The sequence below is a fragment of the [Clostridium] innocuum genome (assembly GCA_012317185.1).
Taxonomy (GTDB): domain Bacteria; phylum Bacillota_I; class Bacilli_A; order Erysipelotrichales; family Erysipelotrichaceae; genus Clostridium_AQ; species Clostridium_AQ innocuum.
In genome coordinates, this window is the sequence record CP048838.1 from 4,296,616 (window position 1) to 4,322,918 (window position 26,303).

General features: G+C 44.6%; 20 protein-coding genes and 2 pseudogenes. 4 read left to right on the forward strand and 18 right to left on the reverse strand.

The genetic code is table 11. The annotated features are described in order from the left end of the window. Window positions 1-53 precede the first annotated feature (53 nt). Window positions 54-2,753, forward strand: a complete 2,700-nt coding sequence (locus tag G4D54_21065) for a hypothetical protein (GenBank protein QJA04747.1) — start codon at window positions 54-56, stop codon at window positions 2,751-2,753. Next, window positions 2,746-5,955, forward strand: coding sequence for a UvrD-helicase domain-containing protein (locus G4D54_21070; GenBank protein ID QJA04748.1), 3,210 nt, complete (start codon window positions 2,746-2,748; stop codon window positions 5,953-5,955). The genes G4D54_21065 and G4D54_21070 overlap by 8 nt, the downstream gene beginning before the upstream one ends. 262 nt (window positions 5,956-6,217) lie before the next feature. Here the strand turns inward: G4D54_21070 and G4D54_21075 are convergent, their stop codons facing one another. The 13 genes from G4D54_21075 to gnd all read right to left on the reverse strand — a co-directional run bounded on the left by G4D54_21075 (window position 6,218) and on the right by gnd (window position 16,614). Next, entirely contained in the window at window positions 6,218-6,991 is a 774-nt protein-coding gene (locus G4D54_21075; protein QJA04749.1) for a hypothetical protein, read from the reverse strand. A 472-nt stretch (window positions 6,992-7,463) separates the two neighbouring features. Next, on the reverse strand, window positions 7,464-8,021 hold the full coding sequence (locus G4D54_21080; protein QJA04750.1) for a beta-glucosidase: 558 nt from the start codon (window positions 8,019-8,021) through the stop codon (window positions 7,464-7,466). Window positions 8,022-8,197: 176 nt separating this feature from the next. Further along, the gene (locus G4D54_21085; protein ID QJA04751.1) at window positions 8,198-8,818 is read right to left on the reverse strand and encodes a cytidylate kinase-like family protein; all 621 of its coding nucleotides are present in this window, start codon (window positions 8,816-8,818) and stop codon (window positions 8,198-8,200) included. 145 nt (window positions 8,819-8,963) lie between these two features. Next, a complete protein-coding gene (locus G4D54_21090) occupies window positions 8,964-9,764 on the reverse strand; it encodes a Gfo/Idh/MocA family oxidoreductase (GenBank protein QJA05256.1) in 801 nt (266 codons plus the stop codon). Window positions 9,765-9,812: 48 nt separating this feature from the next. Next, window positions 9,813-10,754, reverse strand: a complete 942-nt coding sequence (locus G4D54_21095) for a hypothetical protein (GenBank protein QJA04752.1) — start codon at window positions 10,752-10,754, stop codon at window positions 9,813-9,815. A gap of 10 nt (window positions 10,755-10,764) precedes the next feature. After that, entirely contained in the window at window positions 10,765-11,433 is a 669-nt protein-coding gene (locus G4D54_21100; GenBank protein ID QJA05257.1) for an HAD family phosphatase, read from the reverse strand. After that, complete coding sequence (gene eda / locus G4D54_21105; protein QJA04753.1) at window positions 11,420-12,067, reverse strand: bifunctional 4-hydroxy-2-oxoglutarate aldolase/2-dehydro-3-deoxy-phosphogluconate aldolase; 648 nt, start codon at window positions 12,065-12,067, stop codon at window positions 11,420-11,422. Before eda ends, G4D54_21100 begins: the two co-directional genes overlap by 14 nt. A 34-nt stretch (window positions 12,068-12,101) precedes the next feature. Further along, a complete protein-coding gene (locus tag G4D54_21110) occupies window positions 12,102-13,031 on the reverse strand; it encodes a phosphoglycerate dehydrogenase (GenBank protein QJA04754.1) in 930 nt (309 codons plus the stop codon). Next, the gene (locus tag G4D54_21115) at window positions 13,031-13,462 is read right to left on the reverse strand and encodes a PTS sugar transporter subunit IIA (GenBank protein ID QJA04755.1); all 432 of its coding nucleotides are present in this window, start codon (window positions 13,460-13,462) and stop codon (window positions 13,031-13,033) included. The genes G4D54_21110 and G4D54_21115 overlap by 1 nt, the downstream gene beginning before the upstream one ends. Then, window positions 13,459-13,965, reverse strand: coding sequence for a PTS sugar transporter subunit IIB (locus G4D54_21120; protein QJA04756.1), 507 nt, complete (start codon window positions 13,963-13,965; stop codon window positions 13,459-13,461). The genes G4D54_21115 and G4D54_21120 overlap by 4 nt, the downstream gene beginning before the upstream one ends. An 18-nt stretch (window positions 13,966-13,983) precedes the next feature. Then, on the reverse strand, window positions 13,984-14,844 hold the full coding sequence (locus G4D54_21125) for a PTS system mannose/fructose/sorbose family transporter subunit IID (protein ID QJA04757.1): 861 nt from the start codon (window positions 14,842-14,844) through the stop codon (window positions 13,984-13,986). Between the two features lie 29 nt (window positions 14,845-14,873). After that, entirely contained in the window at window positions 14,874-15,695 is an 822-nt protein-coding gene (locus tag G4D54_21130) for a PTS sugar transporter subunit IIC (protein QJA04758.1), read from the reverse strand. Between the two features lie 25 nt (window positions 15,696-15,720). Then, entirely contained in the window at window positions 15,721-16,614 is an 894-nt protein-coding gene (gene gnd / locus G4D54_21135) for a decarboxylating 6-phosphogluconate dehydrogenase (GenBank protein ID QJA04759.1), read from the reverse strand. Window positions 16,615-17,027: 413 nt separating this feature from the next. On the opposite strand from gnd, the gene G4D54_21140 reads away from it, so the two are divergent. Both G4D54_21140 and G4D54_21145 read left to right on the forward strand, forming a co-directional pair. After that, window positions 17,028-17,873: a MurR/RpiR family transcriptional regulator gene (locus G4D54_21140; GenBank protein ID QJA04760.1), complete on the forward strand. Its 846-nt coding sequence runs from the start codon at window positions 17,028-17,030 to the stop codon at window positions 17,871-17,873. A gap of 315 nt (window positions 17,874-18,188) precedes the next feature. Beyond that, window positions 18,189-19,377: pseudogene (locus tag G4D54_21145) on the forward strand (M15 family metallopeptidase). Between the two features lie 585 nt (window positions 19,378-19,962). On the opposite strand, the gene mnmG reads toward G4D54_21145, so the two are convergent. The 5 genes and pseudogenes from mnmG to prfA all read right to left on the reverse strand — a co-directional run bounded on the left by mnmG (window position 19,963) and on the right by prfA (window position 26,083). Continuing rightward, window positions 19,963-21,837, reverse strand: a complete 1,875-nt coding sequence (gene mnmG / locus G4D54_21150) for a tRNA uridine-5-carboxymethylaminomethyl(34) synthesis enzyme MnmG (GenBank protein QJA04761.1) — start codon at window positions 21,835-21,837, stop codon at window positions 19,963-19,965. Window positions 21,838-21,850: 13 nt separating this feature from the next. Next, a complete protein-coding gene (locus G4D54_21155) occupies window positions 21,851-22,186 on the reverse strand; it encodes a hypothetical protein (GenBank protein ID QJA04762.1) in 336 nt (111 codons plus the stop codon). Window positions 22,187-23,148: 962 nt separating this feature from the next. After that, a pseudogene (locus tag G4D54_21160) lies at window positions 23,149-23,858 on the reverse strand (pirin family protein). 291 nt (window positions 23,859-24,149) lie between these two features. Next, window positions 24,150-25,010 (reverse strand): peptide chain release factor N(5)-glutamine methyltransferase, encoded by an 861-nt coding sequence (gene prmC / locus G4D54_21165; GenBank protein QJA04763.1) that lies wholly within the window; start codon window positions 25,008-25,010, stop codon window positions 24,150-24,152. Further along, on the reverse strand, window positions 25,010-26,083 hold the full coding sequence (gene prfA / locus G4D54_21170; protein QJA04764.1) for a peptide chain release factor 1: 1,074 nt from the start codon (window positions 26,081-26,083) through the stop codon (window positions 25,010-25,012). The genes prmC and prfA overlap by 1 nt, the downstream gene beginning before the upstream one ends. Between the last annotated feature and the right edge of the window lie 220 nt (window positions 26,084-26,303).

Here is a 26,303-nt window from a genome sequence, read left to right on the forward strand (position 1 = left end):
CCTGTAGTAAGCAGCACGCCAAAAATCAAAACAACATTTTCAGGAGGTACAATATGACATTTTTACAGAAATTGGGTCCCGGCAGCACCCTTATTGCCCCAGCCTACCTGCACGCAGCTCTGCGCGAGGAGCTTTTAAAAACACGCAGCGGCTTGCTGGGACTGAAGCTGAACACTCTGCAGGGATGGCTGCAGCAGCAGGCAAATGTTGCAGTACCGTCCAGACATGTTGCCTTATATCAGTATAAGCAGCGGATACAGACAATCCTTCCGCAGCTGAAAATCTATCGTGAGGTGGCGGACTCCTCGGTATTTCTGAACGAATGCAGGTCGTTTCTGGATTCCATTTATTTCTGGAACATCCCCCAGAGTGAGCTGCCTCAGGAAAGTGAAGCACAAAAAGAACTGTTTGCAATCCTTTCTCAGCTCACGGATATTGCCGTGCCTTCCAAACAGCAGCGTGCAGCATTAACGAATATAAAAACAAAGCGGCTGGATGATCTGCATATTCTGGATGTGTATCACACGCTGGAGGAAGAACAGCTCATACAGGCGCTGGTTGCGCAGGGGGCACAGCGCTGTACTCCGCCAGTGTATGAGCCAATGCCATTGTTTTTCCATGCTGTAAACAAGCGCCAGGAAATTGAAGCATGTGCACAATATATTATCGAGCACGATCTGGATGCGGATGATATTCATATCACCCTTGCCAATGCAACCTATAAGCCGATTCTTGCACAGATTTTCCAGCGTTATCAAATACCGTATACACTGCTGCAGGATTCCCATGCGAGTATACTGCCACACCGCTTTTCCGCATTGTTCTCTTATTATCTGAAGCCGGATACGGAAAATCTTCTCCGTGTTCTGGATTGCGGTGTCGTACACATGGAACAGCTGCAGAAGCTGAAGGATTATCTGGATGTATTTTCCTGTAATATCGAGGAAGCCTTTGACCATTTACAGCAGATTGAGGATGAGGGACATATTCTCGATGCACTTGAGCTGGCCAAGCTGCAAAAGCTGGAAGAAGAGGCTGAGCTGGTTCGTCAACAGCTGGTGGTCTATCTGCGTCCGCTGAAACAGCCGATATCGATAGAAGCGATGATACAGACCGCTGCTTCCTATGTCAGAGAATCTCTGCGCAGGGACGATGCAGATACCAAAATTCTTCTGGATATTGAGGCGATGCTGAAGGAGCTCCATCCTTATATATTAGAAAAAGAGGATATTGCATTTTTTCTGTACTTCCTTGACGGTATGACACAAAGCAGTGCTCCCAAAGAAAGAAGCGGAGCCATCGTCTGTGATCTGCGCCAGTCCCCCTTCTGCCGAAAGCATTTATTTATTCTGGGATGTACACAAAAAGACTATCCTGCCTTTCAAACAAAAAAAGGCATTTTCGATGAGAACTATCACGCATTGATTTCAGCCTATCCTTCCATGGAACGACGTTATCAGTTTTATCTGGAACAGATATCCGCAATGCTGTACGCAGCACCATCCGTATATGTATCCTATCCGCTCGGCACCTATGAGGGAAAAGGAATGGAGGCTGCCCTGGAAATTGAGGACTATGTCCAGAAGCAGCATGCGAATCCAAAAGCGGGTTCAGTAGCTTATCCGCTGTACAGCAGCTATGAACCTGTTTCCACCAACATTACATTGTCTCCTGAAATGGCACAGGCTCTGTTTGTTAAAGATAAAATGATCCGGGGCTCCATTTCCGCTCTGGAACGCTATGTTAAATGTCCGTTCTCTTACTTTCTGCGCTATGGTCTTTCCCTGCGGGAACCGATGAAGGTCGGCTTTCCGGATTCCTATGCCGGCACTCTCGCACATTACCTTCTGGAGACCTTTACAGGGAAATATGGGAAGGCCTATACAAAGGTGGCAGAGGAAAAAATCGAAGAAGTGCTGATGAAGGAAATTCGGATTATGCAGGATGTGTTTCCATCTCTGGAAAAAAAGCTGGAAAATGTTGCACAGCGAATACTTACCTCTATGACACAGACCTTGGGCTTGCTGGATGACTTTGAACAGCATTCCATATTATCTCCGTATCTTCGTGAGAAGGAGTTTCATTACAGCATTCCCCTAGGGGATGACATCAGCCTCGCATTAAAGGGATATATTGACCGCATCGATGCGTCGGATGAATTCTTATGTATTCTGGATTATAAAAGCTCTGCCAAAATGCTGTCGGAGACTAACGTATTTGCCGCCTTGCAGCTGCAGCTGCTAACCTATTCCATCGTCTGCAGTAAAGAATTTCATAAACGTGTTCTGGGATCCTTCTACGTTTCGTTAAAAAATGAAAATATCCCTTATACGGCAGGCAAGCTGTCCCGGAGAAAACCGGTAACACATCTTCCATCCAGTAAAGAGGAATATGAAGAAATCCGTCACAAGGCACATCGCATGAACGGCTGGGTCATGGACAGTGATATACAGGCACTGGATGACAACGGCGCACACATTGTTGGTGTGAGTCAGAATAAGGAGGGGATCATAAAGCCGCGCAAGCTGTATGATCTCGGCAGTATCGAACGTTATTTTACAATAATGTATCAAATGATCGGTAACAGAATCATAAACGGGGACATTCGCTGTTTGCCGATGGAAGAGGCCTGTATGTTTTGCAGCTATTATGAAATCTGCCGATTTAAGGGCATATATGCAGAAAAAACACAGCTGGTGGAGGTAGAGGACGATATCTATCAGCAACAGAAAGGACGTGAGGAAGATGCCTGAATGGAATCCCATGCAGCTGAAGGCGATTCAGACAAAGGAACGCAATATCCTGGTATCCGCATCCGCAGGAAGCGGGAAGACCACCGTGCTGATTGCACGTCTGATGGATCTGGTCATGAAGGATCATGTCTCCATTGACTCCATTCTTGCCATGACCTTCACGGAAGCTGCCGCAAACGAAATGAAAAAGCGTCTGGCCACAGAGCTGCAGAAGGCGTTGACCGCTGCCCGAACAGAAGAAGAGAAAAGCTATATCACCAGACAGCTGACGGGTATACAGACAGCACATATATCAACCATCCATTCCTTCTGCCTTTCCATCATACAGGAATATTATTACATTCTCGGACTGGATCCGCAGCGTATCAAAAGCATTATGGATAACGGAACGATTGTTCTGTTTCAGCAGCAGTCCCTGGAGGAAGCCTTTGCGAAACAGTATCAGCTGCAGGATGCAAGCTTTCTGCAGCTGTGTCAGATGTTTTCAGCAAGAGCGGAAAACGATGAGGCCCTGCGTACCATGATTATGAATCTTGCAGGACTGGCCTCCAGCAAATCCGATCCGGAAGCCTGGCTGGATTCTCTGGCAGAGAATTATCATGAAAAGCATCTGCTGGAGGATTTACCAAAAGAGATTTATGAGAATTTCTTTGAATATCTCGTTGTGCAAACTGCACGTTATGAAGAAACGCTGGTCCGTATAGATGAGCTTTACCGGTTAAAATATGATGATCAGGTAAAAAAACACGCTATAGTGGAACAGAAGCTGCTTGCTCTTCAGGACCTGCATCAGGCCTTGCAAAATCAGGATTATCAGGCTTACCGTGCTGCCTTTCTCGCCATTGTACACGCCGTTGTACCTCCAAGCCCGGATAAGGAGGATAAGGAATATGCGCGCCTGAGAAAAAGTCTTCTTGCTTTAGAGGATGCACAACTGGAAATCCTATTCAGTGAAGATGAATTCATGCGGGATATCCGCTACTTGTATCCTTATATAAAAAAGCTGGTGGACATGTGCAGGGATTATCGCAGCGCCTATGCAAGGATAAAGGAAGAGCATAAGGTCATCGACTTTGATGATATGGAGCATTTCGCTCTGGAAATTTTACAGGCGAAGGGTGGCCGTGTTGCTGATATCTATCGTGAAAAATTCGTTGAAATCATGGTGGATGAATTTCAGGACAGCAATGATGTTCAAAACCAGCTGGTAATGCTGATCTGCAGAAAGAACAATGTATTCCGTGTTGGAGACATCAAGCAGTCAATTTATGGATTCCGTCATGCCAAGCCGTCTTTGATGAAGGGACTGATCGATCATCGCGGAGTATTTGATGAGGTTATTTATCTTTCAAATAATTACCGTTCCAAGAAAATGATTGTCGATTTTAATAATGACCTGTTTAAGCTGTTGATGAATATCGATGGATTTTCCTGCAGCTATGCAAAAGAGGATGATGTAGAAACCGGTGTCCCTGCGCAGAACGAGGATAATGTTCCCATCTGTTTTCATGCTGTATACCATAACGAAATTAAGGAAGCAGAGGGGATTATCGTTTCCAAAAATGAATTAAAGGCAAGCTATATTGCCAATCAGATTTTGGAAATTAAGGAGCGCGAGCAGCGAAAGTGGAAGGACTTTGTTGTCCTCGTCCGTGGAAATGCCCGCAAGGATGATATGAAGAAGATTTTCGATGAGCTGAATATCCCGTATTTCATTGATATCAAATACGGATTCTATCAATCCAATGCCGTACAGGTGATTCTGTCCGCAATGAAGTGTATTTTGCATCCGCACGATGATATCAGCTTTACTGCCACTATGCTGTCACCGCTTTTTCGTAAATCAACTATGGATTTCGCACAGGCCAAGCTGCAGAAGGAAAAGGGACAATCCTATTATTCCTGGTTCTGTGAGCATCCGTTTCCCGGATTTGAAATATTACAGGAGCTGATTTTCCAACATGGCAGGCTGCGCATCAGTGAGCTCATAAATAAACTGTATGAGATGCAGGATTATTATCGTCTGCATACAAGCATTCAGGAAAAAACCAATCTGGATCTGCTGTTTGAAAAGGCTGTACAGTTTGAGGATCAGTATGCCTCCGGATTATCCTCCTTTCTTTCACAGATCGAACAGATCAAGGATGCTCAGACAGCAGAGGCGATTCCGATTGGCGCTGAGGCGGATGTGGTCCGTGTTATGAGTATCCACCAGTCCAAGGGTCTGCAGTTCCCCGTCGTATTCCTATGGTCTACCGATAAGCAGACACCGATCGAATTTAAGGATTTCTGTATCAGTGATTCCGAGCTCGGACTGGCAATGAAGGCAATGGACTTACCGCAGCGCTATGTCCGCACAACGATACCGCGAATCGCCATGGAACATAAAAAGGATAAGGAAGAACTGGAGGAGGAGATGCGCATTCTCTACGTGGCAACCACCCGTGCCCAGACACAGATGCATATCGTTGACTGTATACTTGAGCTTGATGCCTATAAGCATCCGTTAAGCATGTCGCAGGTATACAACCGCAATGGCTATACATCATGGATTTTACAGACGTTTTTATGCAACCCAAGTCCACTCTTTACTATAAAGGAGGTGCACCGCCTCTGGCACAGTGAGGTGCAACAGGCAGAGGCAGGCGTAGATCATCCTTTCCGGGTATATGAAAAGCCATCCAAAAGCATTGAACTGGTAACCGCTTCCGCACAAGAGGCAAGGGAGCTGCCTGCGTTTACATTTGACGATGACATGCAGGGAAGTGATTATGGAACCATGATGCATAAAATGATAGAGGCACTTCAGGCTCCTATATGGAGTCGTGATGTTATTCTCCAAGTCGCCAATCAGCAGCTGTTGGAGCTGAAGGAATGGGATATTCAGACATTGCTGCAGCTGGGAAAGGATCCGGATTATCTGTCGGCATACAGAGGGGATGTCCATCATGAAATGCCGTTTATGGTTAAGGACGGATTGCAAATTCTACATGGCTATATGGACTTTGTCAGCATTCAAAACGACCGTATGATCATCCTTGATTTCAAGACAGATTCTCTCAAAGAGGATGCGGAATTCATACAACGATATAAGGGACAGCTTGCTATGTATAAAAAGGCTATGCATCTCTTATATCCAAAGCATAGTATCACGACCTGCATCTATTCTCTGCATCTGCATAGGATGATTGCCATTTCATAACAAAAGACAGAATCATGAACCTTCTCAGGTTCATGATTCTGTCTTTTTTGCTTATAATGAGTTCATAGCCTGCTTTCCATATTATGAATATACCTGTCTGTGATGTATCTGACTGTATACATGCAACAGATATGGTGTTGTTTCTTCTGCTCTATCAACAGTTACAATCGTCAACCTGCAGTATGCCTAAAGCAGGACAGCAGCCCCTTCATTAAGATATCGAGTGTCCTACCGCATATCCAGGCACAAAGCTTCCCTTCATTTACGCTTTCGGCTCTACAGCAATAAACAGCTTATCTCTTTCCGCTATTCCGTAATTCTTTGAAAAGAAATCATACATCGTCCAATTATAATAAAAACGTTCTGCAGGGTAAATACCATAGCCGTCCTGATTATGGTCTGTTGTATCATAGGAATCCGCCACAATAAGAACATCATCCTGTGTTGTTTCCGTCCCCATGGTATCATATCCGATGATTACCTGCCAGTGTCCTCCCCAGTCATTCCATGCCACCATAACCGGTATACCTTTTTTTAAAAAATCCTGAATCATGCGCAGATTGATTTTATCGTAATCGCTTTCCTTGTAATCATACGTTGAATGAATCTGAAACCCTCCAACACCTTCGAAAATCTGTATCATGGATTGTAAAGAGGTAGCCTCACTTTTCAGTTTATTTGTGCGAAGCTGCACAAGTGTTTCCTCATTGTGCTTACCGAGCTTCCCGTAATACTGCAATACCATGAGTGCCGCATCCACACCGCAGCTCCATTCACTCGTCTGCTGCATCGTTTTAAATTTCGGCAGCAAGGTAAGCGTATCTGTAGACTTCATATGATAGAAATCCGGATGCTTGAAATATGGTGATTCCTTTTGATCACCCTCACGCTCCACACTGTCTGCCCCGTCATCTTCTGACAGATCCACTGTATGTGCTATCTTCATTTCATCACTATAATTTTCCTTTTCCTCCGTTTTCACACTGCAGCCGAAAAGCAGTACCGCTGCCATACAAAAAATAATCGTTTTTTTCATCATGTCCTCACTTTCTTAGTGAGTATAATACCTGCATATGCAAACGTGCATACTGATCCTGTTATATCCGCTGTGCTGTATGATTCTATGTTCATAATAATAAAATATACGGGATATCCTGAGTCTATACGACAAACATCTGCCTTTATTACTCTTATTGATCTTACAAGTATCGATACTCATAAAACTGGCTTTAAACCAACAACAAGACTTTACAGTCACAATAATCGGCATTTGACCTGGCTGTCCGTATGGCCTTTTTTCTGAGGTCAAACGAATGCATATTGCATTCCATGCAATTAGGGTGGTGTAGCATAAAGGTTTTCAGGACATCCCTCCACTTCTTCTATGAGCGGAATTATAACGAAAAGGAAGGTATTCCACAATACTAAATATAGGTAATATCAAATACAGGAACAAACATGAAACTGTGTATCGGATGTAAAAACAAAACAGCACAATTTCGTGCTGTTTATAAGATAAGCTCCTGCTGTACTCCTGCAGAGCGTTTTGTCACATATTTTTTTAGAGCCTCCATGATAGAGTAGATGATGTTTTCCAGAACTCCCAAATCCATACTCTGTACAATCAGCTGGAGCAGATAATCTTCCTTTCCCATGTCAAAGTCATTATCAAACATCAGCAGCAGCATTGCCAGAATATAGTTTTCTCTGAGGTATTCCTCATCCTCCTGTAAAAGGTCAGAAGCCTGCAGTATGGTTGTGCGGCAGTCACAATTTTTCATCCAGTCACAGAATTCTCTGGACAGCTCGATCCTTCCCTTGCGATAATACAGGCAGTCCCCCTCCTGCCATAAAACAAACCGGCTGGTGAAATCCTGAATTCGCTGTGTAAGTGGCAGACGCCAGTCCTCATAAGGATCAAGCCTTCCGTTATTATCCAGATCTTTAAACGCAAAGCCGTCCTGCTCGATAATCTGAATACCGAGATTGGGATCATAGCTGAGTGTTTTACCGCCTTTATTCTCAATGCACTCATGATTGTGCCTGTGAGTCAATTTCCATTGCATAAACAGAAACCTCCTTGTGTCTTTCTACCTGTAGTATAACAACACTCGCCGCGTATGTTGTCAAACAATCTTGTGAAATTGTGGGTTTACGCATATCTTTCGAAAGCCTTCACATTTTGTACAGAAAAAGAACATACAGCCCTTTATACTATATGTTCTTCTTTCTGCATGATTCCTTATAATGCTTTTTTCTGTGCGAGCATCTTAATAATTTCCACAGTGCCGTCAATACCGAACGTAGAGGAATTGATGCTGATATCATAATTCTCTGCACGACCCCATTTGCGATCCGTATAGTACTCATAATAATTTGCACGGCGCTTGTCGATTTTCTTGATGCTGCCCTCGATATCGCGTTCATCCACCTCATAGGAATGAACCGCACGCTCTTTGCGATCCTCCATATCTGCATGAATATACACATTCAGTACATCACTGCGATCCCGCAGCACATAATCTGCACAGCGTCCGACGATGACGCATGATCCCTCACAGGCCACACCCTTGATTACTTCTTCCTGTACCAGATACAAGCGATCATTTAATGATAATTCCGTTATCGTGGACAATGGTCCTCCCAGAGAATATCCCAAGGCACCCAGGAGTCGGAACCCCTTGCTTGTACGGGCATCATCTTCTTCAAAAAGCTCTTTATCCATACCGCTTTCTTTGGCAGCAATCTCAATGAGCTCCTTGTCATAGAACGGTATTCCCAGCTGGTCGGCTATTTTCTTACCGATTTCACGTCCTCCACTTCCAAACTGTCTGCTGATGGTGATAATGGTCTTATTTTCCATAAAAATCGACCTCCTTGTTGTTACTTTTATTATACTATGTTACTTTCACAACATCAATGAATTGACGGCCATTTTCTGAAAACAGTCCCGTTTAAGCTATAACAGAGAAGGAAAGCGGTACGCAGTTAAAAACGGTATGCAATCATCAATTTCCTGCCGCTTTCTCTGCCTCCTCTGCAATGTTTAAAACTGCAACCACCTCCTCCGCCTTCACATAGGGAGCCTTTCCCTGATAAATACATGCGTACAGGTCATCATAAATCTTACCATAATCCGTTACCCTAGAGGGAATACGGGTCGTAATATCATTCCCATATTCATCCATATATGATAATACTCCCCAGTTATCCTCCGGTTCCTGCAGAAAGGAAGCCTCGATAGGCTCCTGTGCAGATTTTGCGAACAGATGCCCTTGACTGTATTTCATAAAACTGCCATTTGTGCCATGTACAAGGAATCTGGGATATGGCAGCTTCACAAACAGGCTCGTTTTAACTGAGACCTTAAGCTTACCGTAATAAAGTTTAATATCAAAATAATCATCGGCTCCATCTTCTTTATTAAGAATGCCTTTTACATCATAATCCGTTCTATCAGGAATACCAAACAGAGCTATCATTTGATCAATCGTATGAATACCCAAATTGAAAATCATATCCTGTGTTACAACGGGGCGTGTTTTAAAATAATCATAGTGAGATTCTATTTCAATGAGCGTACCAAGCTTTCCACTTTGTATGATATCCTGCAATATAAGAAAATCCGCATCAAATCGTCGATTCTGATTGGTATATGCAAGGCATCCTTTTTCCTGTGCAAGCGTAAAAACACGTTGTGCATCACTGCTTTTCATTGCAAAGGGCTTTTCCACCAAAATATGCTTTCCGGCCTTCAAAGCCATTTCTGCATAGCTTACATGTGTGTGATTTGGTGAATTAATACAAATGACATCAATTTCAGTATCCTATAAATTAACCTGTTCATATACCTCTTTTTAAGAAACGCAGGAAATCATCAGCGCCTTTAGAACCTGTATCACTTTAATGACTTGCTGTTCCAGATCACTGTTATCTGTCCGTTTTTCTATTTTCAGTGATACGCATCCATTATAGCAGCTGCCGGACGTTAACAAAATATCCCCATATGCATGCTTATCCTCTGCCAAATCATGCCATTCCGCATGCTCTGCTAGTTTCTCATGAAGTCCCTCCAGTATATGCCGGTCAGCAAATCCCTGCAGCTTTCCGACATTCCCGATGGAATCCAGATACACCCGCTGAATACGCTTCTTCCCTATATACTCCTGCAGCATGCGCAGACCATACTCAGAACGTGTTCCCTCATCAATCATAGCAAAGGCTACGTGCTGCTTTTCCTGTTCAGATAGATCAGAGGCCAAAGCAAACAGGGCAATCAGACTTGAAGAATTGCGCACCATTGTATTTCCTGCCGCTATTCCTCCACGCATATGCCGAATCCCATAAAAAACGAACAAACATACGAGTACAAGCACCGCTCCCCATAGACTCACAAATCCGTGCTTCTGAAGACTGGGAATCACAGTAAGGTATAAAAATGCAGCAATCGCAATCATACAGCATAGAAACAGCAAGGTATGGAGAAGGAAATTTCCCCTTGACCAGTTCGCATCAAAGGCTTTCTGCTCTTTGGGGTAAAACTGCCACAGCGGCGTATCATAATACGTGATGAAGACCACATCCGCTTTTTTGAAATCACCAGCGTAAAGATTATACATATTTACAGACTCCCGCCTCATGAGCGAAGCGGATACACAGGTGATATCCACAGGAAATCCGGCCTGCTCCAGCTGTTTCTGAGCCGCTCTCAAAAAATCCGTTTTCTGTCTTTCCGTATTTCTTTTTCCAAGAAGCACGCCATAACGCAGAATTACATCCTTTACGCTTTCCTTCTCCATCTTCGTCACCTCACGTATTCAGTTGTTCCAGCATTGCTCGCACACACGACAGATTTTCAGCGCAGTCAACATCCGATGCCGTATCCTCCACATCAATAAAACGATGATCCGGTATCCGCACGGTTTGAATTCCTGCCGCTACTGCCGCCTGTACACCTGTCAGGGAATCCTCAAAGGCTGCCGCATGCTCACAGGGAACCTGTGCCCGTCTTAAAACCTCCAGATACAAATCCGGATAAGGCTTCAGCTTTATTACATCATCTGCAAACACAGGAATGTCAAGATAGGATAGCAGGCCCAGATGTGCGAGTATGGCAGTCGAGCGCTTTTTCAGAGAGGAGGTCGCAAGCCCTGTCCGGTATCCGTATTCCCGAGCTGCCTGCAAAGCATCCCGTGCATAGGGCATAGCAGACAGCGTACCATTCTCCAGACACTGATAGATATACTGTTCCCGATCCTTACGAATCCTTGCGCACAATGCTTCCTCATGGCATACCTGCATCAGATATGCATGTGTATCATGAAAGCTTTTTCCCACCCAGCTTTTCACCACGGCTTCCGCAATAGCAACATGCTGCTTGTTCAAGGCATACAGCCAGCCCTCCAGATAGACGCGCTCTGTATCCACAAGCAGACCATCCATATCAAAAATAAGAAGCTCTGTTTTATCGCTGATCATATGCACGGACAATATTCACCAGCTTTTCCGCCTCCAGGCGTACAGCTTCAAAATCTCCTGTTTTAGCTCCCTTCGTGAGGCTTCCACCGGTTCCAACCGCAACTGCCCCGTTGTCCAGCCACTCCGTCAGATTGGCAGCACTCACCCCTCCGGTCGGCATGAAATCCGCCTGTGGAAGAGGTCCCTTAAAGGCTCTGACAGCCTTCGGACCAAAGGTATCACCCGGGAACAGCTTGATCACATCTGCCCCATAGCGCAGACATTCCAGCATATCCTTTACATTGGCAGCCCCAGGAAAACAGGGCACACGATAGCTGTTGCACAGCTTCATGACCTCTGTATCCAGATGCGGACAGACCACAAACTGCGCGCCCGCAGAAATTGCCATGCGTGCAGATACGATATCCAGACAGGTACCTGCACCGATAATGATATCATCACAATGCTCATATGCCTTGCATAAATGCGCAATCACCTGTTCTGCCTGTGGTATTGTATATGTGATTTCCATGAAATGTATTCCACCGCAATATACAGCATCCACAATGTTTGTGACTTCCTCTTCATCCTTACCGCGAATGACTGCTACCAGCCTCTGTTTTTTCAGCTCAGCCAGCAAAGTTGTCTTATCCATATGCTCCTCCTTATCCTGTAATCGATACGTATCTCTATGCCTCCAGCGAACAAATCAGATTTTCCACCGCCATACGGCTCATGGCGTTAATAGCCTCCTGTGTGGAAGCGGCCGTATGCGAACTCACAATCACATTGGGAAGTGTCAGGAGCTTGGAGTTCTGCGGCGGCTCCTGCTCAAAAACATCCAGCCCCAGACCGTAAAGCTTCCTTTCCTTCAATAGTTCATACAGCGCGTCCTCATCCAGCAGTCCTCCTCTGGCCGTATTGACGATAATCAGATTACTTTTCGCACGCTTCAGATTATCTTTATTCAGGATATGACGTGTTTCCTGCGTCAGTGGAAGGTGTAGAGAAATGAAGTCACATTCCCGTATGATTGTATCCACATCTGTAAAGCATACATTATATTTATTCAAGAAGGCATCATCCCTCATGATGTCATATCCATAGACACGCATGTCAAAGCCGCTGGCACGCTGCACGACTCCCTTCCCTATAGCCCCCAGTCCGAGTACACCGATTGTTTTTCCATAGATATCTAATGCTTCCTTTTTGGACCAGTCATTGTGATGACAGCCCTCATCAATTTCCACAACACGCCGTGCTACAATCATCAACAGAGTCATGGCGTAATCCGCAACCGCATTGGCATTCGCATTCACAGTGCGGCTTATGGCGATGTTGTTTTCTTGCGCATATGCACAGGCGATGTTATCGATACCGACTCCGTACTTTGCGATAGCCCGCAGTCTGGGTGCCTGCCTCAGAGCCTCCTCACTCACCGGATCAACACCGACAATCAGTCCGTCCATATCCTGAAGTGCACTGCACATCTGCTGCTCATTCATAATCGTTCCGTAAGGATTGAAGACGGGTTCAATTCCATGCTGTCGAAGCTTTTCTATCAGCTCCTCGCGATTATATTTTCCAAAGGAACGCGGAGTAATCAAAACCTTTTTCATCAGTAGTCCTCCCCGTTTTCTTCTTCCTTCACCACCAACGGCTCACTGATGCCATCCAGACCAGCCGCCCCCGCAATCGCAACAAGCTCCTGCAGGGAGGAGGATACCCGCATTGCCGCGGTTTCCAGCAGCATTGCCAGATTCATACCGGCAAGCACACGGACACTTATTCCCTCCTGCGCCATTCGGGCCGCTGCATAAACAGACGCATTAAACGGAGAAGCTCCGTAAAGATCGACAAATACCAGTACACCATCTCCACTGTCCAGCTGTCGTATAGCCTCCATGACCTTTGCACGAAAGCTTTCAAAATCCTCACCTGCGCAAAGAGAAACCGTGTGCATCCGGTCACAGCTTCCCATAATCAGCTCCAGGCTGTCCAGCATTCCTTCCGCCATTCTTCCATGGCTGACCAGCAGCATCCCAATCATGCGGAATGCTCCTCAAACAGGCGTGCAGCCTCTTTTAAAGATACACGGCGTGAGGATGGAATCGCCTGAAAATATACATCAATGCCATAGTCTTTTTCCAGCTCCTGCAAAATCTTTAGCTGTTCTTTGTTGATTGCGACCTCCTTAATGATTGAGGTCAGTCCCGGCTTCTGTGGAATACCGCCAAGATTCAGCTCTTTCATCGGCACTCCTCCCCGTATGATATCTGCCATCACCTCAATGCTCTTGGTCAGCAGAATGACATGATAGTCATCGTACTGCCGGTCATTCCAGTATCGTACAGCACCGTCCTCCTTCAAAACCCGTACCTTCAGGCCGGTGCGTGAGCCTGCACCGAGAATGATGTTCTTTGTAAACGGATCGTGTGCCGATGGATCATCTGCGACAAATATCGCAGTTGCCCCTGCGGATTTTGACAGACTCGTCATAACCTGTCCGTGAATCAGTCTTGCATCTACACGTGCCAACACTACCTTACCCATAACGGTTCCTCCTTAATGTTACAGAATGCCAAAGCCGGCCAGTACGCCGAGGATAATCGTCAGACCGATCAGTGCCTTCGTGACATTCAAACCCTTTTTAGTGAAATAGAAATATACCAACCCCACAGTCAACAGCGGCAAAATCCCCGGCATCACACCGTCAAGGATTTCCTGAATTACGAATTCCTTACCGGACAGGGTAAAGGCCAGCGTAGAGGATACCTTGACATAGTTGGCTGCCAGAATCCCCATCATGAACAGTCCCAGAATCGAGAGTGCTTCAATAATAATCTGCATCTTCGTACCGACGACCTCAGTGGCAGCTGTGCGCCCCAGCTTGAAGCCCAGCTGCGCGAAGTAATAGCCGATAACCAGCTGATACAAGGAGAACATGACGAACGGAAACAAGGCGCCGATTGCGTTTCCCTGCTGTGCCCACGGTAATGCGATGGCGATAAAGATATATTGAATCGTACCGGAGTCAATGGAATCCCCGATACCAGCCAGTGCTCCCATCAAACCGGCCTTCGTGTTGTAAATCAGATCATCGTCAATTGTGACGGGTGTATCCATATACACCTCCTGCGCACGAGCTGCCTCCAGGGAAGCCATGATTCCTGTTATGGTACCTCCACCCCACGATATCTGTGTATTGAAGAACAGCAGATGACGCTGGTAGGCCTCAGATAAATCCTTTTTGTCCTTATACAGCTTTTTCAGAATCGGCATCAGCGCCCACATCAGAGACGGTGCAATATATTTATCAAAGGAATGCGGAATCTCATTGGCGAAATAGAAGCGCAGCCATGCAAGGCTGACATCCCTTTTCGTTATTGCTTCCGGTTCCAGATTCACGCTTTTCTGCAGCATTTCACTCATAATTGTATCCACCTTTCCATAACTTCATCCTAATAGTCATCCTCTTCCTCGTTGTCTGCAGTATTGATTCCGGAAGCGGAGAACATGCTCACAGCCTCTGTTTTAGACAGAACGAAGATAAAGGCGATGATGGTACCAATGATTGCATACGTAATCATTGTGATATTCAGACTCTTTAATACGACAGCGACAAAGTAGGCAAGCAGGAAGAAAGCAATATAATTCTTTTTTCCGATTACATAAATCGTAACAGCGATACCGATGGATGCCAGTCCGCCTCCGATTACCTCCAGAATATGGAAGAGGATGCTTCCGGATGTGGATTGTACGATATCCGCGATAACCGGTGCTCCATAATACAGAGATACGAACATGAAAGGAACAAAAATCAGAAAGGCCACCAGGATCGGAATGAAAATGATAGATATTGTAAGCATTTTATCGTTGGCACTTTTTGCGTATTTATCCGTGAATTTCTGCATAACGAAGGTGTTGACGAAAAAGCGGAACTGATACAGATAGGAACCGAGCAGTCCAACCGGTACAGCAACGGCGATAGCTGCCTCCGGCTTCATATCTCCAAGCAATGCCACCGGTACAGCAATGGCTGCGGCAATGGCAGGCTCGGAGGGCATCTGACCTCCCGGAGAAAAGACCCCCATATAGATCAGCTGAATCGCTGCGGTGATAATCATCGCTTCAGCGACACGGCCGAATACGAGACCGACGATCAGTCCGGTCATCATTGGGGTAAAGCGCAGTGTCGTTGTGGCACCTCCCAAAAATGAACGTGACATAACCAGACCGATCCAGATGGAAATAACTACTGCCTGTACAATCGTGATTTGCATATTTCTGCCTCCTTGAACGTGTACATCATTCTGCGGTTTTGTGACCGCCAAATCCCTTTCTCAGTGATGCGACGACTTTCCCTGTGAAGGTATCCTCATACAACGAGCGATAGCGCATCATCAGGGCTGTGGATATTACCGGAACGCTGACATTACAGCGCATTGCCTCCTCCACTGTCCATTGTCCTTCTCCGGATGCATACATGATTCCCTTCACGGCATCCAGCTTTTCATCCTCTCTGAATGCCTCCTCAGCCAGCTTCATGAGCCAGCTTCGAATGACAGAGCCGTGATTCCACAATCTTGCGACCTGTGCATTATCATAGGGATAGGGGCTGTGCTGTAATAGCTCAAAGCCCTCTCCTATGGCCTGCATCATGCCATATTCGATTCCATTGTGCACCATTTTCAGATAATGACCGCTTCCCGCATCACCGGCATACAGATACCCCTGATCCGAAGCAATGCGTTGAATCAGCTCTTCGATAACTGCAAAGTGCTCACGTTCACCCCCAATCATAAAGTTGGCTCCCTCAAGGGCACCGCGAATACCGCCGGAGGTTCCTGCATCATAGAAATGTATCTTTTTCTTTTTTAGAAATTCATAATTACGTATCGAATCTCTGTAAAATGAATTTCCCCCGTCGATCACGTAATCCCCTTCCTCCAGCAACTCTGCAAGTTGGTGTACCATGCTTTCGGTTATGTCCCCTGCCGGAAGCATCAGCCAGATTATACGCGGTTTCTGCAGAGCAGCAATCAGCTCCTGCAGCGTTTGTACAACCGAGATTCCTTTTGCTTTTGCCTGCTTTCGGGGTCCTGTCTGTATGTCATACCCATAGGCACGAATACCACTGCTCTGCATGTTCATAGCAATATGAAGACCCATTTTCCCCAAACCGATTAAACCTGCTTCCATTCCTTCATCTCCTTTCCGTGCACTCAATCCGCATCAGCAGATAGCGCTTACACCATCTATTATAAAAATAATTTCCATATTGTCAATCATATATTGCAAATAATTTCCAATTTGTGAAATGTTTATATCCGTGTAAACGCAAGTTGGGATGCGTTGGTGACAGCTTGGGGATAAAGCTTCATATATCCCATTATATTCAGGTTTATTTTCATTTATGTTGAAAAAAAATCATATCGTTTATTTTCACATTTCATTCGTAATCCGGGATAATCCACTGTTAATCAGACAGGTAATATTTTCATATTTGGATTTAATATATAAAATAATTTTTCAATAGCTGAAAATAATTTCCAATATAACACCACATTTCGCAATATCTGTTATAATATAAGTATCAGAAACGGGGTGTATGTATGAGTATGGAATTTGCAGGACGGGTGAAGGGTCATTATTACGGTTTGAGTAAAACGGAGAAAAAAATTGCCGATTATCTGCTGGAGCATGCAACGACCGCTAGACACTTATCCATTCAGGAGCTGGCAGAGGATATTGATGTATCCATGTCTGCTATCTCCCGATTCACCAAAAAGATCGGCTATAGCAACTATCAGGAAATGCGGCTGCAGCTGAGTGAACCATTTGATCATCTGAGCGAATCGTTTTTTGCGTCCCTTGATGAGAACGACACAGCAATGAATATCGCAAAGGCTACCTTTCAAAGCGGTATTACCTCGCTTTCCTCAACAATGGCGGTATTGAATCAGGATTCTCTTGAACAGGCCGTACATCTGCTTGGAAGAGCAAAAACCTGCGGACTGTTTGGAATGGGAGCTTCCTCCGTCATTGTACACAGTGCCTATCAGCGGTTTCTGCGAACCTCCTTAAACTGCCAGTTTTCACTGGATTACCATATGCAGCTGATGTATGCAGGAAGGCTGTGTGAAAAGGACTGTGCCCTAATCGTATCGCATACCGGAAGAAACAAGGATGTTCTGCGTATTGTGGATATCCTGAAGGAGCGCGGTGTCCCAATCATATCTGTCACCAGCAACGCCGCATCCCCTCTTGCCCGGAAAAGTGATGTTTTTCTATTTTCCATTTCAGAGGAGACAAAATTTCGTCCGGAGGCGATTTCCTCCAGTGTTTCCCAGCTGATGCTGATGGATACCCTCTTCACACTGTACGCCATCAAAGAGGATAATGATCCGGAGTACTTCAACAGAATTCGCCGAATCGTAAACACGACCAGAATTCCATAAGAATATGCTGTAATGAACATCTTTCGTATGCCCTGATGCTGGAAACATAATAGAAAGAAGCTCTTATACGTTTATGCAGTCAGATCTTCCTGTCCATCTGTGTTTAAAAGGAGGGAAATATCAGGCTGCCTATTGCGATTCACCTTTGTTCCATCAGCCTCTCCCTATGTTCATGCAAACCAATTTTGTATATTCCAGAACTCTTTTTCTGTAAATATTAACATAAATAAATACAAATCGTATAAATATCAAGCTTATTCATTTTCAGTAAAATTTTATGGTATTATTAACTATGAAATTTTAAGAGATATAAGTATGAAAAGAAGAAAAAGAGTCAAACGAAAAGTAAAAATTGCAGCCGTCATTGTGCTGCTTATATGTATAGCTGTCAGTCTGATAATCATAAACCGAACTCATATTCAGCTGGCTTTTAAAGGGTATGACAAGGATGAACGCAATATTATAATGACATTAAGTGCACAGGAGATCGATGAGTATGTATCCTTTGCGTCAGACATTGATATATCGAAATGGAACCGGATGAAAAACAATAAGCATTATCTGGATTATGAACTATATGCAGAGAATGGCGCTGATAAAAAAGAAGCTGTCGCTTATGTTGATCAGTTTTATGCAGACTATTATCAAGCCTTACGCAGCCAGTGGTTTGATCAGCCAACCCTTCGTACACTGATGAAAAAGACCAGTCTTGCTGATTTTAAAACAATAAAGGATAAGAAGCTGACCTGGAAACAGATTCAACCTTATATCTATATAAACGGACGTATACTGGAGGATGTCCCTGACTATCTGAAATCAGGCTTAAAGCCTCTTGAAGCAGTAATGCGTATTTCATATGCGTCCATAAACTCTTCAGCATCAATCACAATTCAGCGATCCTATTCACTTGATGACCCAAAACATCTATTACTGATGATCAAAAGAGGCTTTTATGTACCGAAAACCTACGTTCCTGAAAATTTAACAGCTGTTCAAATCCCTGTAGCTCACAATGACGGAAACAATCTAATGCGAAAGGATGCGGCAGACGCTTTGGAAAGCATGTATAAGGATGCGAAAAAGCAGGGGCTTATTCTAGCTATTAACAGTGCGTATCGGCCTTATAACGAACAGCAGCAGGTGTATGATGAATATATGGTGACCTATGGTTTACAGACAGCTGTGAAGCTGGTAGCAGAGCCCGGCTGTAGTGAGCATCAGCTCGGATTGAGTGTGGATTTAACCAGTCAAAGTGTCATGGACGGCACATATGCGGTATTCGGAGACACACCGGAATACCAATGGGTAATTAAAAATGCTCACAAATACGGATTCATTTTACGTTATCCCGAGAATAAACAAATATATCAGGACAGCAAATGAACCGTGGCATTTCCGTTATGTAGGAACTGAAGCCGCTACAGAAATATACCGTAAAAATCTGTGTCTGGAAGAATATACACTGCAGCATGGTTTCTCATATCCCGTTTCAATAAAGCGCTGATAGCAAATGGATGATATTCATTATGAACCGTCCAGTTATTTTCCTATGAGGTCAATACGATTTTTATTTCATACTGGAATGTATCCTTTTTATGTATTCGGAGTTTTTTCTGTTATAATACTAGTAGATGGTTATCCCATTAAATAATCCAGCGCGAACCATAAGCTCACATGAATTCCCTGGGAGGTTCGCGCATCATTTTGTTCAAATTCGCACAAATGTAACAATTTCAACGCAATTTTCATTAACCAAAGTTTTATAATTGCGTAAATTTGTTTCATTTAGGGGATTTCATGGGATTTTTCACGGTCTAGCCTCCCTGAGGCTAGTGGATCTAAATGCTATAATCTTGACAAGGGAAGTAGCACGGCTTGTCTAGCCTCCCTGAGGCTAGTGGATCTAAATCTATAGTGCTGCTGGCTCCTGTTATGATTTCCGGGAGGTCTACCCTCCCTGAGGCTAGTGGATCTAAATTTATTTATAAGATTTCCCATTATCCTATGAAAAAATACGATTTCCTTTTGCCTGACAGTAATGCAAGATTATTACAGGCTTAAGAACATCGTATTTTTTAATTCATTTTGTTTATCCGCTCTTCTTTTTATATGTGCGCTTTAGCTGTTCCATAAAAACAGCAAGGACTGCAATATCCGCAGGATTCACACCCGAAATACGGGAGGCCTGTCCCATCGTCAGAGGCTGTACCTTATTCAGCTTCTGTCTTGCCTCCAGTGACAGATTCACCACCTGATCATAGTCAAACCGCTCAGGCAGGCATACCTTGTCCATCGCCCGCAGATGTTCCGCATCACGCTTGGCTTTTTTTATGTATCCCTCGTAGCGAATCTCGATTTGCACAAGCTTCGCAATCGCAGGATCAAATTCGCGTTCCAGATAGGGCTCTAAAAGTGCGATGGTAATTCCCGGTCGCTTCAGCAGCTCTGCAGCACTGATCCCCTCCTTCAGCACATCCAGTCCTAGCCGTTCCAGCAATCCATTAACTGTTGATTTTGGTGTAAACCGAACACCTGCAAGATAGGAAATCATTTCTTCGATATTTTGCATTTTCTTCTGATATCGTGCATAACGCTCATCGCTGATCAGACCTGTCTCATACCCATATTCGCTTAGTCTTGCGTCTGCATTATCATGACGCAGCAGCAGCCGATATTCAGCACGGGAAGTAAGCAGACGATACGGCTCCTTTGTCCCCTTTGTCACCAGATCATCAATCATGACACCGATATAGGCTTCATCACGATGCAGGATTAAAGGTTCCTTGTGATCCAGCTTGCGAACTGCATTGATTCCTGCCATCAGTCCCTGTGCCGCAGCTTCCTCATATCCACTAGTACCGTTGATCTGTCCAGCAGTATATAAATTCTCAATGATTTTATTTTCCAAGGTCGGCTTGCATTGCAGCGGATCTATGGCATCATATTCAATCGCATAGGCATATTTTTCAATAGTGCAGTTTTCCAGACCAGGCAGAGAATGCAGCATAGCCTCTTGTACATCGTACGGCATAGAGGTAGAGAAGCCCTGTACGTAGGTCGTATCCAGCGACTCGCTTTCCGGCTCCAGAAAAATCTGATGACGCTCTTTATCCGCAAAACGTACCAGCTTATCCTCAATACTGGGACAATAACGCGGTCCCACTCCCTTCACCAATCCGGAATACATGGCAGAGCGCTTCAGATTTCTGTTGATAATGTCGTGCGTCTTTGCCGTCGTGTAGGTAAGATAACAGACAGCCTGCTGATCAAATGGACGAATTTCCTTTGTATCCTCAGAGAAGCAGATAAATTCATCCGTTCCCGGCTGTACTACGGTTTTTGAAAAATCAATGGACGCCGTTCGTACACGGGCAGGTGTTCCAGTTTTCAATCGAAAGGTTTCAATCCCCAGATTACGAAGACTCTGTGACAAATTCTCCGTTGTTGGCTCATCCTCAGGACCGCTTAAGGTAGAAGTATGCCCAACCAGAACCGTACTGCTCATAAATGTACCCGTTGTCATAATCAAAGCACGACAGTTCACAACGGTTCCATCCTTTTGACGAACGCCGCTTATCCTGCCATCCTTAGCCAGCACCTCTTCCACACACATTTCACGGATTTCCAGATACTCCTGTTGTAATAGCTTGTCTTGCATATAGCGCTTATATTCCAGCTTATCCGATTGTACGCGAAGACACTGAACACCCGGTCCCTTCGTTGTATTCAGCATTTTAAACTGCAATGCAGTCGCATCGGCAGCTTTTCCCATTTCACCGCCAAGTGCGTCAATCTCTCTCACGACGATTCCCTTTGCAGGACCTCCAACACTCGGATTGCATGGCATGGATGCAATCATATCAATATGCATAGAGTATAGAATTGTCGTTTTCTTCAAACGGGCACAGGCCAACGCAGCCTCAACTCCTGCATGACCCCCGCCAATTACGATAACATCAACCATACGATTTCCTTTCCTAATGTCCCTTATAGCCACATTTTGCACAGGTATTTCCCGATCCCATCAGGGCCCCGCAGTGTGGACACATATGCTCCTTTTTACGTATTTCCTTATCGAACTCACTTACAAATTCCCGCTGAATTCGTTTTCTTCTCATATTCAGACGAAGCAGGAAAATTGCTATGAATAGCATAATTGCACAGACGAGCAGACTGCATGCACTCCTCCAGAATGGATATGCTTCTATATATGAATAGAGTGCAAATATGCCAGCTAGCAGTGCTATAAGAATACAGAGCGCAAATGACAGCCAGCGCTGTTTCAAGCTGAGACGTGAATTGTTATATTTCATGATGATTCCTTCCTTCATTTCCAATGCATCCCACAGCCTATAATCTCATGAGAAACCCAATCCCGAATATGTCCTCATTCGGGTTATATTATAGAATATTTTCAAACGTATGAACAGGGATTTTTTTATATTTTGCGTTTGTATTCGTTCTAGTGAGCACTGTAAGCGCTCCGTTTTACCGATTCTTCTGCATAAGGTAATCCTTGTTTCCAGAAAACAGATTTTCTTTTATTAGACACAGATTTTCGTATAGATTCAATAGTATTCACTTACGTATTCTGCTTGCTTACTGCAATTATTAGCCAGTTGGTTTGTAAGAAAATACAGACCAGATTAAAACATTGAAAATCAACACATGGAACTTCATAACATACATATTAAAAAATAACAGAGATTCCAATAGTCCTGTGCCTGCCATCGTATTCAAAGCTGAATACACCCCTTCCAAAATACACTTATAGAAAGCAAGGAAAAGACATACACTTATAAAAAGCAAGGAAAAGCATTGACTTTTCACTCATTTTTTTCTATACTTTAGGTACTGAGACAGAAAGCCTGTAAAGGCTGAAAAGAGAGTGTCGCCTGCAAGCAAGCACTCTCTTTTTTACAGAGGTCTGAGACAGAAGGGGTGTGCAAGATTTCCACATGCAGGATAAGGACTGCCACAGAAATCGATCATTTACTTCGCTGCGTTACCGGCGAATCTGCCGTTCGATCATATAGATCAGCGTCAGAAACATCAGGTACGCCACGATCTGATCCGTATGTACTTCCCCTTCATTTCAGCACACATATCCTTGTGTCCATACTGTTACCTCCACTATTACATACGGTTTCTTTTTTTAAAACTCCTAAATTTTTTGACATTTCTCTGAAATAACCTATAGTTAAATATAAAATCACACAATGCTCCTATAGCGGCAGCCCTGAAATCTTATCTCCTCCACTTTATGCGATTCATGTCATTCCTGGAAATAAACCTCCCTTGCCATATCAAATAGAATGACATGAGCTCCCTGCAGTGTCTTGATGCAGAAGCTTTCATCAATTTCCACAGCATCGCGCTGCTGTAAGCAAATATCATTACACTCCACCTCACCTTCTATAACAATAAGATATACCTGACGGGAAGGCTCTACCGGAATATCCAGCTCCTTTCTGGAAGATAAAGCGCTGACATAAATATCCATATCCTGATGGATTTGCACATAAGCTGTATTCTTATGACCACTTACGATATGCAGCAAACGGTTTTCGCGAGCCTCCCATGGAATGCGTGCTTCACCATACTGCGGAGTATAACCGCTTCGATCAGGCAAAATCCAGATTTGAAGCAGACGTAATATTTCCTCCCCGTCGTTTTTCTCACTGTGGAAAACTCCGGTCCCCGCACTCATGTACTGTATTTCCCCACGTTTCAGTGTTGATACATTTTGCATGCTATCGGCGTGGGTCAGCCCCCCTCAATCACATAGGTTATGATTTCCATATCCCGATGCGGATGGGTTTCAAAGCCGGTATGAGGCTGTATCGTATCATCATTAACTACCCGCAGCACACCGTAATGCATGTTTTTCGGATTGTAATATTCCGCAAAGGAAAAGTGAAACCAGCTGTCCAGCCAGCCGAGACAGCTTCTTCCCATATTGCGGTGATCAATCTTTTTCATCATTGTATATACCTCCATATCCAGTATGTACATGTATAACACTTCCATGCATGCGCAGTTACACTGAACATCACTGAGATAAGAAAAAACTCTCAGATGCCGCGTGATTCATAATACATGGGCTGCTTTTTCTGGCATGCACCTTATCCGGAACGTTCGCATCTTGTTGTCCGCCATCATGATTTATAAACGCTCTTGTCTGCGGCTATATGCTGTAACAGTGATTCCGCAGTGCTGTACCACAGGCATTCAGACGCAAAACAGCAAAAAGAAAGGATACTCTTTCAAGTACCCTCAGTGTTCCATATTCAAATAAACAAACAGCATCCGGTTTTTACCGGACATATCCTTAAGAACCTCAATTCTTGCATTTGGAAAATATTTCTTCGCCTCTTCACTTAGCGCTTCCTTCTGGTTATAGCCCATTTCAAACGCCATCATAGCACGTTCCTTCAACACCTTTACGGCATTTTCAAAGATAATGCGATAGAATTTTAAGCCGTCGTCTCCTCCAAATAGCGCCACGTGCGGTTCATAGTCCACAACACTGTGCTCCATTTCCTCCTCACGCGGTATGTAGGGAGGATTACTAATTAGAATATCCACCTTCAGATTGCGGTCAATCAGCGGCTGTAACATATCTCCAACCATGAAATTGACGATTGCTTCATTGTCATCAGCATTCTTTTTCGCAACAGCTACAGCCTGTTCACTGATATCCGTTGCCATCATATGCAGATTCGGTTCTTCCTTTTTCAAAGAAACCGCAATCGCCCCGCTGCCGGTTCCGATATCCACCGCCATCACATTATCCTGACTGGAAAAATGCTCATCATAGGCTGCCAGAATATTTGCGACCAGCTCTTCCGTTTCCGGGCGCGGAATCAAAACATCCTCATTCACGGTAAAGCGATAGCCGTAAAACCATTCAAAACCAAGAACATGTCCGAGAGGAATACCGGTAAGAAGGCGCTGAATACCTTCTTCATAGAGTTCTTCCAGCTCCGGCTGCATTTCCTCATCGAATTCCATATACAGATTGTGCGCTTCTTTATTCGTCAGCTCCAGCATATACAGCAGGGCAGACTGTTCGCCATAGCCGGCTTCCTCCATACGCGCCTGAGCATTCTTCAGCACGGAATGATAGCTGCTCATTATTTCTCCCCTGCCAGCTTTGCCTGCTGATCCGCACTCAGTAATGCATCCAGCAGATCCTGCATTCTGCCTTCCATAATGCGATCCAGCTGATTCACGGTATATCCGATACGATGATCAGTTACACGATTCTGCGGATAATTATAAGTACGGATTTTTTCTGCACGATCTCCGGTGCCGATCTTGTTCCGGCGTTCGATACCCTGCTCTTCTTCCAGCTTGCGCTGATGCTCCTCATACACACGGGAACGGATTGTCATCAATGCAGTTGCACGGTTTTCATGCTGTGAACGTCCGTCCTGACACTTAACCGTAATTCCGGTAGGCTTATGCACAATACGAACTGCGGAATCGGTCTTATTGATATGCTGACCTCCGGCTCCGCTGGCGCGCATGGTTTCCATTTCCAGATCGTTCATATCAATATCAAAATCCTCCGGTTCGATTTCCGGTGTTACCAGAACGGTTGCTGTAGAGGTATGGATACGCCCCTGACTTTCTGTCTTGGGAACGCGCTGTACACGATGACTTCCGGATTCAAACTTCAGTTTCCCATAAACGCCATCCCCCTTGACCATAAAGGAGACAAGGGAGAAGCCGCCTGCTTCACAGTCATCCATTTCTACGATTTCTATCTTCCAACCCTGACTCTCTGCAAATTTGCTGTACATCCGGTACAGGTCACCTGCGAAGATATTTCCTTCATCTCCACCGGCTGCCCCGCGAATCTCCACGATGGCATTATGAGAATCATTGGGATCCTTTGGTATCAGTAGAATTTCCAGCTTTTCCAGATATTCCTCAATCTTAGGCTCCAGCTCCTCGATTTCCATTTTCGCCATTTCCTTGATTTCCTTGTCATCCTCCAGCAAAAGCGCCTTGGCATCCTCCAGAGCACTCACACTGTTTTTATATTCCGTATAGGTTTCCACCACCTGAGTCAGATCGGCCTGCTCACGTCCCAGCTTGGCCAGCATCCTGCTGTCGGTTACGATTTCCGGTGACATCATCATTTCATTGATTTCATGATAACGGTTCACCATTCCTTCAAGGCGTTCTATCATTACACTCATACTATACCTCCTACGAGTTCTTTCTCTCATTATGCCTGAAAAACGCATAAATATCCTTATATACTATATCATTGAACGGCTGAATTGCAAAGAATAAAATGTAGGAATAGATGCTTTCCCTTCGAATATATGCGTTGCTGAGTGAATGAGAGCAATCGTAAAAAAAACGGCAAGTGATTTTGCGAGTGCTGCAGATGATACCATGAGATACCCGATCACG

Excerpts from the sequence above, each read along its gene's own strand:
- prmC (QJA04763.1), bottom strand. The coding sequence starts at position 25,010 with ATGAGCAGCTATCATTCCGTGCTGAAGAATGCTCAGGCGCGTATGGAG.
- G4D54_21065 (QJA04747.1), top strand. The coding sequence starts at position 54 with ATGACATTTTTACAGAAATTGGGTCCCGGCAGCACCCTTATTGCCCCA.
- G4D54_21070 (QJA04748.1), top strand. The coding sequence starts at position 2,746 with ATGCCTGAATGGAATCCCATGCAGCTGAAGGCGATTCAGACAAAGGAA.
- G4D54_21085 (QJA04751.1), bottom strand. The coding sequence starts at position 8,818 with ATGGAAAATAAGACCATTATCACCATCAGCAGACAGTTTGGAAGTGGA.
- G4D54_21120 (QJA04756.1), bottom strand. The coding sequence starts at position 13,965 with ATGGGTAAGGTAGTGTTGGCACGTGTAGATGCAAGACTGATTCACGGA.
- G4D54_21140 (QJA04760.1), top strand. The coding sequence starts at position 17,028 with ATGAGTATGGAATTTGCAGGACGGGTGAAGGGTCATTATTACGGTTTG.
- G4D54_21130 (QJA04758.1), bottom strand. The coding sequence starts at position 15,695 with ATGCAAATCACGATTGTACAGGCAGTAGTTATTTCCATCTGGATCGGT.
- G4D54_21100 (QJA05257.1), bottom strand. The coding sequence starts at position 11,433 with ATGATCAGCGATAAAACAGAGCTTCTTATTTTTGATATGGATGGTCTG.
- G4D54_21080 (QJA04750.1), bottom strand. The coding sequence starts at position 8,021 with ATGCAATGGAAATTGACTCACAGGCACAATCATGAGTGCATTGAGAAT.
- G4D54_21115 (QJA04755.1), bottom strand. The coding sequence starts at position 13,462 with ATGATTGGGATGCTGCTGGTCAGCCATGGAAGAATGGCGGAAGGAATG.
- mnmG (QJA04761.1), bottom strand. The coding sequence starts at position 21,837 with ATGGTTGATGTTATCGTAATTGGCGGGGGTCATGCAGGAGTTGAGGCT.
- G4D54_21125 (QJA04757.1), bottom strand. The coding sequence starts at position 14,844 with ATGAGTGAAATGCTGCAGAAAAGCGTGAATCTGGAACCGGAAGCAATA.
- gnd (QJA04759.1), bottom strand. The coding sequence starts at position 16,614 with ATGGAAGCAGGTTTAATCGGTTTGGGGAAAATGGGTCTTCATATTGCT.
- G4D54_21110 (QJA04754.1), bottom strand. The coding sequence starts at position 13,031 with ATGAAAAAGGTTTTGATTACTCCGCGTTCCTTTGGAAAATATAATCGC.
- G4D54_21095 (QJA04752.1), bottom strand. The coding sequence starts at position 10,754 with ATGGAGAAGGAAAGCGTAAAGGATGTAATTCTGCGTTATGGCGTGCTT.
- eda (QJA04753.1), bottom strand. The coding sequence starts at position 12,067 with ATGGATAAGACAACTTTGCTGGCTGAGCTGAAAAAACAGAGGCTGGTA.
- G4D54_21155 (QJA04762.1), bottom strand. The coding sequence starts at position 22,186 with ATGAAATATAACAATTCACGTCTCAGCTTGAAACAGCGCTGGCTGTCA.
- prfA (QJA04764.1), bottom strand. The coding sequence starts at position 26,083 with ATGAGTGTAATGATAGAACGCCTTGAAGGAATGGTGAACCGTTATCAT.
- G4D54_21075 (QJA04749.1), bottom strand. The coding sequence starts at position 6,991 with ATGAAAAAAACGATTATTTTTTGTATGGCAGCGGTACTGCTTTTCGGC.